Annotated in this window: 15 protein-coding genes and 1 riboswitch; of the genes, 1 reads left to right on the top strand and 14 read right to left on the bottom strand. The window is 59.8% G+C overall.

The annotated features are described in order from the left end of the window. Nucleotides 1-72: 72 nt before the first annotated feature. Both recG and MGLY_RS11935 read right to left on the bottom strand, forming a co-directional pair. Nucleotides 73-2,115 carry an ATP-dependent DNA helicase RecG gene (gene recG, locus MGLY_RS11940; protein WP_156274130.1) on the bottom strand — a complete coding sequence of 681 codons (2,043 nt, stop codon included), beginning with the start codon at nucleotides 2,113-2,115 and terminating at the stop codon, nucleotides 73-75. A gap of 6 nt (nucleotides 2,116-2,121) precedes the next feature. Beyond that, the gene (locus tag MGLY_RS11935) at nucleotides 2,122-2,358 is read right to left on the bottom strand and encodes a DUF1858 domain-containing protein (protein ID WP_156274128.1); all 237 of its coding nucleotides are present in this window, start codon (nucleotides 2,356-2,358) and stop codon (nucleotides 2,122-2,124) included. A 136-nt stretch (nucleotides 2,359-2,494) separates the two neighbouring features. Between MGLY_RS11935 and rpmB the strand changes: the two genes are divergently transcribed. Continuing rightward, nucleotides 2,495-2,683 (top strand): 50S ribosomal protein L28, encoded by a 189-nt coding sequence (gene rpmB / locus MGLY_RS11930; RefSeq protein ID WP_156274126.1) that lies wholly within the window; start codon nucleotides 2,495-2,497, stop codon nucleotides 2,681-2,683. Nucleotides 2,684-2,831: 148 nt separating this feature from the next. On the opposite strand, the gene yfcE is transcribed toward rpmB, so the two are convergent. The 12 genes from yfcE to MGLY_RS11870 all read right to left on the bottom strand — a co-directional run bounded on the left by yfcE (nucleotide 2,832) and on the right by MGLY_RS11870 (nucleotide 14,394). After that, complete coding sequence (gene yfcE, locus MGLY_RS11925) at nucleotides 2,832-3,392, bottom strand: phosphodiesterase (RefSeq protein ID WP_156274124.1); 561 nt, start codon at nucleotides 3,390-3,392, stop codon at nucleotides 2,832-2,834. Nucleotide 3,393: 1 nt separating this feature from the next. Then, nucleotides 3,394-3,870 carry a 6,7-dimethyl-8-ribityllumazine synthase gene (gene ribH / locus MGLY_RS11920; protein ID WP_156274122.1) on the bottom strand — a complete coding sequence of 159 codons (477 nt, stop codon included), beginning with the start codon at nucleotides 3,868-3,870 and terminating at the stop codon, nucleotides 3,394-3,396. Nucleotides 3,871-3,968: 98 nt separating this feature from the next. Continuing rightward, nucleotides 3,969-5,222: a bifunctional 3,4-dihydroxy-2-butanone-4-phosphate synthase/GTP cyclohydrolase II gene (locus MGLY_RS11915; protein ID WP_170291051.1), complete on the bottom strand. Its 1,254-nt coding sequence runs from the start codon at nucleotides 5,220-5,222 to the stop codon at nucleotides 3,969-3,971. Further along, nucleotides 5,209-5,859, bottom strand: a complete 651-nt coding sequence (locus MGLY_RS11910; protein WP_156274118.1) for a riboflavin synthase — start codon at nucleotides 5,857-5,859, stop codon at nucleotides 5,209-5,211. The genes MGLY_RS11915 and MGLY_RS11910 overlap by 14 nt, the downstream gene beginning before the upstream one ends. Next, the gene (gene ribD / locus MGLY_RS11905) at nucleotides 5,840-6,973 is read right to left on the bottom strand and encodes a bifunctional diaminohydroxyphosphoribosylaminopyrimidine deaminase/5-amino-6-(5-phosphoribosylamino)uracil reductase RibD (RefSeq protein WP_156274116.1); all 1,134 of its coding nucleotides are present in this window, start codon (nucleotides 6,971-6,973) and stop codon (nucleotides 5,840-5,842) included. The genes MGLY_RS11910 and ribD overlap by 20 nt, the downstream gene beginning before the upstream one ends. Nucleotides 6,974-7,068: 95 nt before the next feature. Then, a riboswitch (FMN riboswitch) is annotated at nucleotides 7,069-7,186 on the bottom strand. Between the two features lie 30 nt (nucleotides 7,187-7,216). Next, nucleotides 7,217-7,885: a ribulose-phosphate 3-epimerase gene (gene rpe, locus MGLY_RS11900; RefSeq protein WP_156274114.1), complete on the bottom strand. Its 669-nt coding sequence runs from the start codon at nucleotides 7,883-7,885 to the stop codon at nucleotides 7,217-7,219. A 2-nt stretch (nucleotides 7,886-7,887) separates the two neighbouring features. Continuing rightward, entirely contained in the window at nucleotides 7,888-8,754 is an 867-nt protein-coding gene (gene rsgA, locus MGLY_RS11895) for a ribosome small subunit-dependent GTPase A (protein WP_156274112.1), read from the bottom strand. A 10-nt stretch (nucleotides 8,755-8,764) separates the two neighbouring features. After that, entirely contained in the window at nucleotides 8,765-10,603 is a 1,839-nt protein-coding gene (pknB, locus tag MGLY_RS11890) for a Stk1 family PASTA domain-containing Ser/Thr kinase (protein ID WP_156274110.1), read from the bottom strand. A 13-nt stretch (nucleotides 10,604-10,616) separates the two neighbouring features. Continuing rightward, entirely contained in the window at nucleotides 10,617-12,002 is a 1,386-nt protein-coding gene (locus tag MGLY_RS11885; protein WP_156274108.1) for a peptidoglycan D,D-transpeptidase FtsI family protein, read from the bottom strand. Continuing rightward, on the bottom strand, nucleotides 11,999-13,255 hold the full coding sequence (locus MGLY_RS11880; protein ID WP_170291050.1) for an FtsW/RodA/SpoVE family cell cycle protein: 1,257 nt from the start codon (nucleotides 13,253-13,255) through the stop codon (nucleotides 11,999-12,001). Before MGLY_RS11880 ends, MGLY_RS11885 begins: the two co-directional genes overlap by 4 nt. Then, entirely contained in the window at nucleotides 13,248-13,958 is a 711-nt protein-coding gene (locus MGLY_RS11875; RefSeq protein WP_156274106.1) for a Stp1/IreP family PP2C-type Ser/Thr phosphatase, read from the bottom strand. Before MGLY_RS11875 ends, MGLY_RS11880 begins: the two co-directional genes overlap by 8 nt. After that, a complete protein-coding gene (locus MGLY_RS11870) occupies nucleotides 13,912-14,394 on the bottom strand; it encodes an FHA domain-containing protein (protein ID WP_170291049.1) in 483 nt (160 codons plus the stop codon). Before MGLY_RS11870 ends, MGLY_RS11875 begins: the two co-directional genes overlap by 47 nt. Between the last annotated feature and the right edge of the window lie 17 nt (nucleotides 14,395-14,411).

Genomic DNA, 14,411 nt, shown 5'->3' with positions numbered 1-14,411 from the left:
TCGCTAATTTTAAGCTTAGTGTGGCTGAAAACTAAATTAAACATGCCCTTTTTTGCTGGTAAATTTTACTTTTTATAATTGCAGGCTGGCCAGTTTTTCCCTGGCTGCCAGGTAAAGCTGACGGTATTCCGGTTGCTGCCAGAGGTTTTCCCGGCAAATCAGGCGGGCGTCCTGGCGGGCCTGTTCCAGGATGCGGCCGTCCTCGGGTAGCCTGGCCAGGCGGAATTCCGGCAAGCCATGCTGGCGGGTACCAAAGAATTCCCCCGGCCCTCTGAGGCGCAGGTCGGCTTCGGCAATGGCAAAGCCGTCCTGGCTGGAGGCCAGGATGGCCAGCCGTTCCCGCGCCGCCCGGCTGTTGCCGGTGATGAGCAAACAATAGGACGGTGCCGTACCGCGCCCCACCCGGCCCCGCAGCTGGTGGAGCTGGGCCAGGCCCAGCCTCTCCGCCCCTTCGATTAACATTACCGTAGCGTTGGGTACGTCGACTCCCACCTCAACTACCGTCGTCGCCACCAGGATGGCGATTTTGCCCTCCCGGAAAGCGTTCATTACCTCCTCCTTTTCAGCCGGCTTAAGGCGCCCGTGGACCAGCCCCACCGCGTATTCAGGAAAGACTTCTTCCTGGAGCTTTTTCGCCATGGCTATGGCGGCTTCCGCAGCTACGCTGTCGCTTTCATCAATTAAGGGACAGATGACGTAGGCCTGGTGGCCATTCTCAATCTCCCGGCGGATTAGCTGGTAAGCTTTGGCGCGCTGCTTTTCCGTTAAAATGCGGGTAGTTACCGGTTGCCGGCCCGGTGGTAGTTCGTCCAAAAGGGACACGTCCAGGTCACCATAGATTGCCAGGGCCAGGGTCCGGGGAATAGGCGTGGCGGTCATGACCAGCAGGTCGGGAGCCTGCCCCTTGGCCTGGAGGGCGGCCCGCTGGTCAACGCCAAAGCGGTGCTGCTCATCGATAACCACCAGTCCTAAAGCCTTAAAGGTTACATCTTCCTGGATCAGGGCGTGAGTACCTGCTACCAGAGGTAACCGGCCGGTAGCCAGGCCAGCCAGGATAGCTTCGCGCCCGGCCCGGGAAGTACTGCCCGTCAGGACGGCTACCGGGATTTTTAAGGGGGCGAGGATCTGCTGCAAAGTTTGCCCGTGCTGCTCGGCCAGGACTTCCGTAGGGGCCATGAGGGCAGCCTGCCAGCCGCCGGCTACGGCCTTGACCATGGCTGCTGCCGCCACCACTGTTTTCCCTGAACCCACATCCCCCTGGAGCAGGCGGGCCATGGGCCGCGGGTCTTCCATATCGGCCAGGATCTCGGCCAGTACCCTTTCCTGGGCCCGGGTCAGTTTAAAGGGCAGGCTGGCGACTAACTGCCGCACCAGCCCGTTGTCCGGGGTATGGGCAACTCCCCTGAGCCCGGCTTCCCGCTGCCAGCGGCTTAAGCTTAAACCCAGTTCCCAGAGCAGCAGTTCTTCATACTTAAGGCGCCGCCGGGCCTGGTGCAGGGCGGCGGCGTCGGGGGGAAAATGCATATATTTTATGGCCTGGTAGCGGGGTAAAAGGCGGTAACGCTGGCATAAGAAAGGGGGTAAAATCTCCGGCAATTCTCCCTGGACTTCCTCCAGGGCCAGGTGGACGATCAGCCTCAGCCAGCGCTGGCTTAAACCCGCCGTCAGGGGATAAAAGGGTACAATGCGCCCCGTATGGAGGCCGCTATCCCCCTGCCCCAGGGCTTCATAGTCACTGACCTGGATTTCGGGAACATAACCCCGGTAATTTACCTTCCCGGTAAGGATTACCTCGCTGCCAGCCGGCAACTGGCGCTTGAGGAAGGGTTGGTTAAACCAAAGGGCATAGCCACTCCCCCGCCGGCCCTGGACCTGAGCCCGGAAGAGGCGCAGGCGCGGACGTATTTCCTTTTCTTCCCAGGCTTTGATGGTTACCTGGACGGTAATTATTTCCCCGGGCGTTGCCGCCGCCAGCTCCTTTAACTGGCGCCGGTCTTCATAACGCCTGGGAAAATGCCAGAGGAGATCGCCCACCGTCTGGATGCCGAGCCGGGTCAGGCGGGCGGCCTTCTGGGGACCTACATATTTTAAAGATGCCACCGGCCGGTCGTACATCCAGTCTCATCCCCGGTCCCTGATGGCTTTATTTAGGTCATTTAGCAGGTCTTCCAAGTCAACGCCGTGGCTGCGGGCGCCGCTGGCAATGGTTTCATTTATGGCACCCATACATTCCAGGCAGCTCATGCCATAACGGTGAAATACCTGCCGCACCTGGGGATAGGCCTGCAATACTTCCATAATGGAGAGATCTTTGGTTATTTGTAGAGGAACGACGTTTTTTTGCCCTTCCCTGGGCATTCCCTCCACCCCCTGACTATTATTTTCAACAGGTTCCGGCAAGTCCCTGCCTGCCAGGAGAAATTTATTTCCTTGCTTTCTAACCCTTTCTCTGGTAAAATATCGCCCGTAGGGTTGAAAAAGCGAGGTGAAATAAATGGCCGTCTGCAGTGTCTGTGGCAAAAGGACGACTACCGGCAATCAGGTCAGCCACTCCAATATTAAGACCAAACGCACCTGGTCTCCTAATCTCCAGCGGGTCAAGATTATTTTAAACGGTACTCCCCAAAAGGCTTACGTCTGTACGCGCTGCCTGCGTTCAGGCAAAGTGCAACGGGCTGTCTAACGTATCAGGCGTATAATTGGCGAAGCATTTATATTAAACCCGGGGTATAAAACCCCGGGTTTGCGCTTATTGCCGGGCTTATTAAGGCACCCGACCCGCCTAAGCCCGTGCCGTGTCTTATGGCAGGCTTGAAACTTCCAACCTCCATCTACGGCCAGGGCAACTCCTGCAGGACTTCGCCGGTTACCAGGGCCAGGATTTTCACGCCGGCGTCGTCGGCGACGGCTACTGTTTTAAACTTGCCCAGGGGGCCGCTGTGGGGCAGGCTGGGACTGCCAGGATTGACAAAGAGGCGCCCCTCCCTGGCAGCCAGCATGGCTACATGGGTATGACCGGTTATCCACAGGTCGGCCCGGTAATAGGCGGCCAGGGGTTCTGCTTCACCTTCACCTAAACGGTGGCCGTGCTGGGCCATGAGGCGGTACTTACCCATCTGGACAACTACCTGCTCCGGCATTGGTAAATTTAAGACCATGGCATCTACTTCCGCGTCGCAATTGCCCCGGGCAATCAAGAGGGGTACGGGAGACTGCTGCAAGAGCCCGGCCAGGTCCTTAGGAGCATAGGCGGCCACAATGGGATTCCTGGGGCCGTGGTAAAGGACATCGCCGGCATGGATGATCAGGTCTACCCCCTGAAAGCAGTTAGCCAGGGCCTGTTCCCAGGCGGAGCCGTCGCCATGGGTATCGCTGATGATACCTACCCGCATCTTAGCTCCCTGCCCCTGCCATTGTTTTAAAAAGGTTGGCCATTTCCATGGCGGCCATGGCGGCATCAAAGCCTTTATTGCCGGCCTTGGTACCGGCCCGCTCTATAGCCTGCTCAATATTGTCGGCAGTTATCAGCCCGTAGATTACCGGTACGCCGCTATTCAGGCTTACCTGGGCAATGCCCTTGGTCACCTCGGCGGCTACATATTCAAAGTGGGGGGTGGCCCCGCGGATGACTGCTCCCAGGCAAATGACGGCGTCGTAACCCCGGGCCGTCATTTTTTGCGCCGCCAGGGGGATTTCAAAAGCTCCCGGCACCCAGGCCACCTCAATGGCCGCCGGGTCGGCGCCGTGGCGGTTCAGGGCATCCAGGGCCCCTTCCAGCAGTTTGGAGGTGATAAACTCGTTGAAGCGGCTGACAACAATGCCGAATTTCAGTCCCCGGGCCTGCAGCTGGCCCGCTAAGATGTTGGGCATGGGAAAAAGGCCTCCTTCGCTTCGTGGTAATTTCTGCCATACTCGTATGTGGTAGGGTATGTCCCGGAGCCGCGAATAGCGGAGCGCCTGGATTTTTCTCAACTTATCTGCAGCAGGTGCCCCATTTTTTCCTTCTTCGTTTTCAGGTAACGCCTGTTAACCCGGTTGGGGCACATTTCAATGGGAACCCTTTCGACAACCTTAAGGCCATATCCTTCCAGACCGGCGATCTTTTTGGGATTATTGGTCAGGAGGCGGATCTGGCGAATTCCCAGGTCGGCCAGGATCTGGGCGCCGATGCCGTAATCGCGCAAGTCGGCCGGGAAACCCAGGGCTTCATTGGCTTCCACCGTATCCTTGCCCTCTTCCTGGAGCTTGTAGGCTTTGATTTTGTTGAGCAGGCCTATCCCCCGCCCTTCCTGGCGCATATAGAGGATGACGCCGCAGCCTTCGGCTTCAATCATGGCCATGGCCTGCTGGAGCTGCTCGCCGCAGTCGCAGCGTAACGAGCCAAAAACATCCCCCGTCAGGCACTCGGAGTGGACCCGGACCAGGACCGGCTGGCCGCCGGCAATATCCCCTTTAACCAGGGCCAGGTGCCCCTTGCCGTTTATTATTTCTTCATAGGCAATGGCTTTAAAATGGCCGTAACTGGTCGGCAGGTCGGCCTCGGCCACCCGGCGGACCAGTTTCTCCGTCCGGCGGCGGTATTTAATTAAATCGGCGATGGTAATGAGCTTTAAACCGTGTTCCTGGCAGAAGGCATAGAGCTGGGGTACCCGGGCCATGGTGCCGTCGGGATTCATGATTTCACAGATGACCCCGGCCGGGTAAAGGCCGGCCAGGCGGGCGAGATCAACGGCGGCTTCCGTATGGCCGGCCCGCCGCAACACCCCGTCTTCTCTGGCCCGCAGGGGAAAAATGTGTCCCGGCCGGCGCAGGTCTTCCGGCCGGGTACGGGGGTCAATAATCTTCTGCACCGTCAGGGCCCTTTCATAGGCAGAAATGCCGGTAGTCACCTCGGCTGCATCCACGGAAACGGTAAAGGCCGTCCCCATGGACTCGTTATTCTGGGTGACCATGGGGCCCAGCTCCAGTTCATCCAGGCGCTTGCCCTCCACGGGGACACAGATCAGGCCCCGGCCATGGGTGGCCATGAAATTAATGGCTTCCGGGGTAACCTTCTCCGCAGCGATGATCAAATCGCCTTCGTTTTCCCGGTCCTCGTCATCCACCACCACCACCATGCGCCCGGCCCGTATATCGGCAAGGGCTTCTTCAATGGTATTAAATTTAATTTCTCCTTCGCCCACAATAAACCACCTTCTTCCCCCAATATTAAATAAAGCCATTGGCGGCCAGAAACTCCAGGGTCAAACCCCTCCGGTTCGGCTCCTCTTGCGGCCCGGTAATGAGCCTTTCCAGGTAACGGGCCAGCAGGTCGACTTCAATATTCACCCTGTCCCCCGGCCCTTTGGTCCCCAGGATGGTATGCCGGGCCGTGTGGGGAATGATGCCAACTGTTACCATGTTCCCATCTACGGCAATGACCGTCAGGCTGGTACCATCCAGGGCCAGGGATCCTTTGGGAGCAATGTAGCGTTCCAGGCCGGGAGGTACCGCCACCACCAGTTCCCAGGCGATGCCTGCCTGCCGCTTCGTTTTAATTTCCCCCACGCCGTCCACATGGCCGCTGACCAGGTGGCCGCCCAGCCGCTCGCCCAGTTGCAGGGCCCGTTCCAGGTTGACCTTGTCTCCGGCTTTTAAAGAGCCCAGGGTGGTGACCCTCAAGGTTTCGGCCATCACCTCGGCTACCAGGGCTCCTGCCTTTAACTCAACTACCGTCAGGCAGGCGCCGTTGACGGCAATACTGTCGCCACACCTGGTCCCGGCCAGGACCTGCGCGGCGGCAATGGTTAAACGCGCCCCCTGGGTCCTGGGTTCTACCCGCTGGATGGTGCCTATTTCTTCAATCAGGCCGGTGAACAAGCTCTTCCCCCTCTCTAGCCAGATATCCACTTAACATAATATCCTCGCCGCAGGGTTCCACCCGGATTCTTGCCAGCTGCCAGGCTTCGTCCGGGCTGGCTACCCCGGGACCGCCTACTGGTCCCGGGGCGTTAATGCCGCCAAAGATCTTGGGAGCAATAAAGGCCACCACTTTATCTACCACCCCGGCAGCCAGGGCGGTAGCATTTACCCTGGCCCCGCCCTCCACCAGGATACTGGTGAGCTGGCGCCGGGCCAGTTCCGCCAGCAGGGGCTGCCAGGCCACCCGGCCGTCTTCTGCCGGTAAGACTATGACCTCGATACCCCTGGCAGCCAGCTGCTGCCGGGCTTCCCCCGGCGCCGCCGCGGTGGTGGCCACCAGGGTCGGGGCCGGGGAAGCCAGGTTCAACACCCTGGCCGTTAAGGGTAACCTTAAATGGCTGTCCAGGATTACCCTCACGGCGTCACGGCCCTTGCCCCCCGGCAGGCGGGTGGTGAGCTCGGGGTCATCGGCCAGGACGGTGCCGATTCCTACCAGGATGGCGTCATGGGTATCCCGCAGCTCATGGGCCTTTTGCCTGGCTGCCGGGCCGGTAATCCAGCGGGAAGCCCCGGTACGGGTGGCGATTTTACCGTCCATGGTCAGGGCCATCTTGAGGGTCACCCAGGGCAGTCCGGTGGTAATATACTTGATAAAGGCTTCATTCAGCCGCCGGGCTTCATCTTCTAAGAGGCCCGTCTCCACTTCAATCCCGGCCCGGCGGAGGGCCTGGAAGCCGCCACCGGCCACTTTGGGATTGGGGTCGGCCATAGCTGCCACCACCCGCCGGATACCGGCGGTAATGATGGCTTCCGTGCAGGGCGGTGTGCGGCCATAGTGACAGCAGGGCTCCAGGGTAACATAGAGGGTGGCGCCCCTGGCTGCTTCGCCGGCGGCCTGCAGGGCGTGGACCTCGGCATGGGGGGTGCCGGCCTGCTGGTGGTAGCCTTCACCTACCACCCGGCCGTCCCGGACAATAACGGCGCCCACGGCCGGGTTGGGGCTGGTACGGCCCAGGCCCTGCCGGGCGAGTTTAAGGGCCCGGCGCATGTATTCGACATCCTCTGGAGGCATTTCCACTTGCTCCTCTTAATTTCTTTTTAATTTCTTTTCAAGGCATTAAAAAACCCCGGCGTTGTCCTCCGGGGTTAGACAGGGCAAGGGATACAAAACGCCTTCTCCCTTCCAGACTGTCACTGTCGGCCCCGGAATTGCACCGGGTCTGCCTTTACGGCTCGCGGGCTTTTACCGCCGGTAAGGAATTGCACCTAACCCCGAAGGACGTTACTGTAATTATAGACCTGTAGCCCGCCGGCGTCAAGGAGCAGGTGTCAGCCTCCCTGCCTGGCGTAAAGCGCTGATGGCTGCCGCCCGGTCCGGGCGGCCAAAGATGGCCGAACCGGCTACCAGGACGTTGGCTCCGGCCTGGCAGGCGGCCGGGGCTGTGACCGGGGTAATGCCCCCGTCTACCTCCAGCAAGATGTCCTGTTTATTCTGCCGCAGCCTGGCGGACAGGGAGGCTATTTTCGGCAACATGGCCGGGATAAACTCCTGGCCACCAAAGCCAGGGTTTACGGTCATCAATAAAATCATATCCACCTCAGCCAGGATATGATCCAGCACCGAAAGCGGTGTAGCCGGGTTTAAAGCTACTGCCGGCCGGCAGCCGGCAGCGCGAATTTGCTGCAGCACCCGGTGGAGATGGGTACAGGCTTCGGCGTGGACGCTGATATAGTCGGCGCCGGCTGCCGCAAAGGGAGCGATAAAGTCTTCCGGCCGGGATAGCATCAGGTGCACATCAAAAATCAGCCGGCATTTAGGCCGCAAGACGGCCACCAGGTCCGGCCCGAAGGTAATATTGGGGACAAAATGGCCATCCATGATATCCAAGTGCAACCAGTCGGCTCCACCAGCAGCTACGTCTTCTATTTCAGCCTGAAGATTACTGAAATCGGCAGCCAGCAGTGAGGGAGCAATTATGGTCACTATTAATAACTCCTTTCCCTGGCAATAACCTCAGCTAAAAAATTCAGGTAATGCTCATAGCGGTGCCTGGCAATTTCCCCGGCCTCTACCGCTGCTGCTACGGCACAGCCGGGTTCGCCCCGGTGCAGGCAGGAATTAAAACGGCAACGGCCTCTTAAGGGTTCCATCTCCGGAAAATGGCCGGCTACCTCCAACCTGTCCAGGGGTGGTAAGTCCAGGCGGCTGAAACCCGGGGTGTCGGCTACCCAGCCCCCGCCCGGGAGACGGATTAATTCGGCATGACGGGTGGTATGGCGGCCTCGACCCCCTTTGGCGCTCACTTCGCCCGTCCGTAAGTTGAGTTCCGGCTGGAGGGCATTGAGGAGGGAGGACTTGCCCACACCGGAAGGGCCGGCAAAGGTACTGAGCCGCCCTGCCAGGACCTCCCTGAGCTTCTCTACCCCCTGGCCGGTGCGGGCACTGGCGATTAAAATCGGGTAGCCGATCTGCCGGTAAATACCAGGTAACTCCATGTACTCCTCACTGGCGACATCAACTTTGTTCCACACGATAACCGCCTGGATATCCTTGACGCCACTCAAAAAAAGCAGGCGATCCAGCAGTTCCAGGTCCGGGGGCGGGGTGTTTAAGGAAAAAACGATAAGAGCCTGCTCCACATTGGCCACGGCCGGGCGCTCCAGGAGGGTGCGCCGGGGTTTTACAGCTTCAATCACCCCTTCCCCGGGACTCAGGGGCACCATTTCCACCCGGTCACCCGGCAGGAGGTCGGCCTCGCGCCGGAAGCGGCCCCGCAGGCGGCAGGTCCAGACCTGGCCCCCGCTTTCCACATAGTAAAACCCGCCGTAACGCCGTAAAAGGATGCCTTCCATGCCATCCTCCCTACGGTAAATCCCGCACGTAAATTAGATTGCCATCGCGGAAGACCTGGAGCTTACCCTTACCAAAGTACGTGATCATGGCCTGGATTTGCTGGCCTTTCTCCTGCTTCTTTTTCAATACCTCGCTGGTCCCTTTGGCATCGGTAACAACGATGCGCACCTCGTGATCTTTATCATCCGGCGCCGGGGGAACAGTGACGCCCAGTTGTTTCTGAGCCGGTCCCGGCCCCTGGCTGACAACTAAATTAATGGCACTGCCCTGCAGGACACTGGACCCCGGTCGCGGGTCCTGGTCAATGACTATCCCCGGGAATTGCTCCTCGCTGCGCTGGTAGGTCAGGGTCCCCTGCTGCAGCTTCGCCGCCGCCAGCTGCTGCTGGGCCTCGGCCAGGGTTTTGCCGACCAGGGAGGGGGCAGGGATCAGCTGGGGCTCCGGGCCTTTGCTGATAATCAACCTGACCTCGGTACCCTCGGGCTGCTTGCTATTACCGGGAGGATTTTGCTCTACTACCGATCCGGCGGGAATAGTGGGATGATATACCTTCAGCGTATCGGCGGCGACCCGTAAACCGGCATTTTCCAGTTGCAGGCGGGCATCCCGTTCCGGGGAGCCGACGACGGGGGGCACCGTCACCATCCGGCTGCCCTGGCTGACGGTCAGGGTTACAACCCGGCCGCGGCGCACCCGTTCCCCGGCTGCGGGTTCCTGGGCCATAACCTGTCCCGCCGGTATCTCGGCATTATACTGCCTGCTGCCAACCTGGCCCCGCAAACCGGCCGCCGCCAGCCGGTCCATGGCCTGGCTTTCGGCAAGGCCGGTTACAGGCGGTACCACCGTCTCCCCGACGAGGAGGTAATAACGAAACCCGGCCCACAGGCCGGCGGCGGCCAGGCCTAAAAAGAGGAGAACCATTAAAACCCAGGCCCACACTCGCGGCCGCCGGCGCGGCCGGGGGGGACTGGCCGGCGGGTCGGGAGCATTCACCGCCGGCAGGACCTGGGTGGCAAAGGTATCTTCCGCCAGGGCACTTTTTACGGCCAGCAGGTCGGAACGTAAGGCGGCCGCCGACGGGTAGCGTCGTTCCGGCTCCTTTTCCAGGGTGCGCATGACAATACGCTCCAGGGCCGGCGGGACACCGGGGTTTATTTCCCGCAAGGGGCGGGGGGATTCCTGGATATGCTTGATGGCTACGGCTACCGGGGTTTCACCGTGGAAGGGAAGATCCCCGGTCAACATTTCATACAGGACAATACCAAAGGAATAAATATCGGCCGCCGCGCCGGTAACCCCACCCCTGGCTTGTTCCGGCGCCAGGTAATGAACAGAACCGACCATGGTGCCGCTGTAAGACATGGTCGCTTCATTGACGGCCTGGGCGATACCAAAATCAGTTACCTTGACCCGGCCGTTGCGGGTAATGAGAATGTTATGGGGTTTAATATCCCGGTGGATCACGCCATTTTCATGGGCATGCTCCAGGGCGTCACAAATCTGCAGGGCTATATCGATAGCCTCCAGGGGCGGCAGGGGCGCCCGTTCGGTGATAAGGTCTTTTAAGGACCGCCCCTCAACATACTCCATAATCAGGTAATGGATGCCGTCTTCCTGGCCGACGTCATAGATACTAACCACATTGGGATGGGACAAGCTGGCCACCGCCTGGGCTTCCCTCTGGAACCGGGTTAAAAAATCCTTATCGCTGGCATATTGTTCCCGTAAAATCTTAATGGTCACAAAGCGGTGCAGCAGGCGGTCCTGGCCCCGGTAGACCCGGGCCATACCCCCGCCCCCCAGTTCATCAATTATCTCATAACGACCTTCCAGGATTTTACCAATCATTTTATCCATTTAATCACCGCCTCAAGGCTGCCGCCAGAATTTCCCGGGCCAGGGGAGCTGCTACAACACCGCCCGCACCGGCATTTTCCACTACTACGGCTACAGCGATCCGGGGTTCTTCCGCCGGGGCAAAGGCCACCAGCCAGGCGTGGGCTTCCCCCCCGGGGTTCTGGGCTGAGCCTGTTTTGGCCGCCACCTGGATCCCCGGTAAGCTCGCGGCCGTAGCTGTCCCACCGTTAACTGTAGCCACCATGGTTTCTTTAATATCCGCCGCTACTTTAGCCCCGGTTACCACCTGGAGCGGCCGCGGCACAGCCTGCCAGAGGAGCCGGCCACCTGCTGCCGTTACCTTCTCGACCAGGTAAGGTTGCATTAAGATACCCTTATTGGCAATGGCCGCCGTGACCATGGCCATTTGCAGGGGCGTTGCCAGGACGGCTCCCTGGCCAATGGCACCCTCTGCCAGGGCGCTGGCATCCAGGCGGCCCGGCAGCCGGGATACCTCGACTGGCAGGTCGAATTTTAAAGGTTGATCAAAGCCATACAGGGCCGCCGTTTCTTTGAATTTATCTACCCCGGCTTCCAGGGCCAGGGTGGCAAAGGTAACATTGCAGGAATACATCATGGCCTGCTGGAAATTCAGGTGGCCATGGGGCCGGGGACAGGTAAGCTTCCAACCCTGGACCTCCAGGTAACCCGGGCAGTAGAAATCACGCTGCAAAATACCAGGGTCGACTTCCAGGGCCGCGGTGGCCGTTACCAGCTTCATAATCGAACCAGGGGGATAGAGGCCCTGGATGGCCCGGTTCAACAGGGGACTGCCGGCGCCGGGGCTATTAATCTGCTGCCATTCCTCCTCCAGCCGGTTGGGGTCAAAGGCCGGGCTGCTGGCCAGGGCCAGGACGGCACCGGTGCGCGGGTCCAGGGCCACAGCGGCTCCCCGCCGGCCGGCCAGCAAGCTGGTGGCCAGGCGTTGTAATTCGGCATCCAGGGTCAGGTTCAGGTCATTACCCCGGGCCACCTGGCCCATTAAACGCCGCCCTTGATTAAGGAGGTGCTGCCAGCCGGTAAGACCCAGGAGGTCCCCATCCCGGCTGGCTTCCAGGCCACCGCTGCCAAAGCGCCCGGAAACATACCCCACCACCAGGGCTGTTGCCGGGCCGTAGGGGTACTGGCGCTGGAACTGGCCCGGGTTCCCCACTGTCCGGGCCAGGACCCTGCCGGCGCGATCATAAATCGCCCCGCGCTGGGTTTGCTGCTCCACCAGGTTTAAGCGCGGATTTAGCGGGTTTAAATATAACCTCTCGCCGGCTATGGCCTGAATGTAGGTCAGGTGAACAATAAGAATGACAAAAATTGCGCCTGTCGCCAGGGCCAGGCGGCGCACCCCGGTTTTCATGGTTTGGCCTCCCGGCCGGCAGCGCTGACATTGAGGAGTAAAGCCAGCAGCAGGTAGCTGATCACCAGGGAACTGCCGCCGTAACTGACAAAGGGCAGGGTCACCCCCGTCAGGGGCAGGAGCTTGCTGACCCCGGCCATAATGACCAGGGCCTGGAAAGTACAGAGGACGGTCAGCCCGCCGGCCAGCAACATGCCCTGTTCTTCGGGGGCCCGGAGGGCGGCCCGGAAACCTCGCAGGGCGAATAACAGGTAGAGGAAGATAACCCCCACGCTGCCCATTAATCCCATTTCCTCGCCCATGGTAGCAAAAATAAAGTCCGTGGCTACGGCCGGGATCACCTGGGAATAACCCAGGCCCAGGCCGGTACCAAAGATACCGCCGCTGCCCAGGGTGATCAGGGCCTGGACAACCTGGTAACCTGCCCCGGTATAATCAGCCCAGGGGTTGATCCAGACGGCAATGCGCGCCCGGAGATAGGGAAAAGCCAGGTAAGCCATTACCGCCCCCAGGCTAAACAAGGCTCCTCCCGCCACACAAAAGCGTAATTTCCCGGTGGCCAGGTAAAGCATGGCCAGGAAAGTAACGAGGAGAATCAGGGCTGAACCCAGGTCCCGCTGCAGGACCAGCAATAAAACGGCCAGGGCTACGGCCACCAGGAGGGGGCCCCAGGATATCCGCCCGGCTCCCTGGACCAGCAGCTCCCTTTTGTCACTTAAATAGCCGGCCAGGTACATGACCATGAGGACCTTGACAGCTTCTACCGGTTGCATGCGGAAGGAACCAAGGGTCAACCAGCTCTTGGCCCCACCGATGCGCGTCCCTGCCAGGACGGTAGTGAAGAGGAAAAAAAGCCCCAGGGATAAAAAGAGGTAGGGGTACTGCTCCAGGCGCTGGTAATCCCGAAAACCAATGGCTACGACTATCAGGACTAAAAGCCCCAGTATGGTCCAGATAATCTGGCGGTAAGCGAGATCGGGGTCCAGGCGGAACAAGAAGATAAGGCCCAGGGCCGTCAGGCAGGCCGCCAGGGGAAGGAGAAATTGATCGCCGCCATGGCGGGTAACCCTTAAAATCAGGTGCACCCCCCAGAAGCCCCCCAGTAGCAGGGCCAGGGCATAGGCCGGCTGCCAGCCTGGTTGGTGGGAGGCAAAGGTTACCATATAACCGTACCCCGCAGCCAGGATTAAAGACGGCCAGATGAGCAGGGCCATCTCCTGCCCCCGGTTCGTGCCGGCATCGCTGCTAATCATAAAGGGCCAACACCACCGTAACATTATCCGGCCCGCCCCGTTCCAGGGCCACCCGCAGCAATTCCCGGGCAGCTTCGGCCATTTCCCGGTGACGGTTCATGATGGCCGCCAGCTCCTGGTCAGGGATGACCTCATAGAGGCCGTCGGTACACAATAGCAACCGGTCCCCCGGCTTAAGCTCAATTTCCCGGCTGTCCATATTGACCGTGCCCCCGGTACCCAGGGCCCGGGTAAGGATATTGCGCCGGGGGTGCTGGCGGGCCTCTTCCGCTGTCAGGCCGCCGCAGCGGACCAGTTCGCCGACATAAGAATGATCGTTAGTTAATACCTCTAACTGTCCGTCCCGGAAAAGGTAAGCACGGCTGTCACCGATGTGGACCAGGAAACCCTTTGGCCCCACTATCCAGACGGCCGTCATGGTCGTGCCCATCCCCGCCCGTTCCCGGCTGGCCAGGGACGAACGGTAAACTATTTCGTTGGCAAAGGCTGCTGCTGCCAGCAACCGGGACAATGGTTCCCCTGTTGTCCCGGTAAAAAGCCTGTCTTGCAAGGCCCTTAGAGCCAGGTGGCTGGCAACTTCCCCGGCCTGGTGCCCGCCCATACCATCGGCTACCGCGAAAAGCCCGCGTTCAACGTCGCTAATAAAATAATCTTCATTACCGGGCCGCACCAGTCCGGTATGGGAAAGGGCCTCGGCTCGCATCTTCCCACCCCACTTTAAAGGTCACGCCGCCAATCCGTACTTGATCGCCGGGCCGTAAACTCTGCGGACCGGTTAGTAACTGGCCGTTAACGTAAGTCCCATTGGTGCTATCCAGGTCAAGCAACTGCCATTCTTCTCCGCTACGGGTAATTACAGCGTGACGGGCCGAAACATGAAGGTCATTGATGACAATATCATTATGTTGATCGCGGCCAATGGTAATATTTTCGCCGAGGAAGTATCTTTCTCCTCTTTTTAGGCCCCCGTTTTTTGCTTCCAGGACGGTTAAAACGGGCCGGCCCCCAGCGGCAGGGGAACGCTTCAGGGTATGTCCCGGCCCCAGCTCCAGGTACATGAGCCTTAAAACATGCCACAGGAAAAGGTAGATTAAAACTACAAAGACAAATCTCAACCCGGCCAGTAAAATTTCCGCCAAAGTAACCACCCGTTCCG

The sequence above is a fragment of the Moorella glycerini genome, assembly GCF_009735625.1.
GTDB classification, from domain to species: Bacteria; Bacillota; DSM-521; order Neomoorellales; family Neomoorellaceae; genus Neomoorella; species Neomoorella glycerini.
The sequence above is the reverse complement of the archived record's forward strand: the minus strand, read 5'-3'. Positions and strand labels throughout refer to the sequence as shown.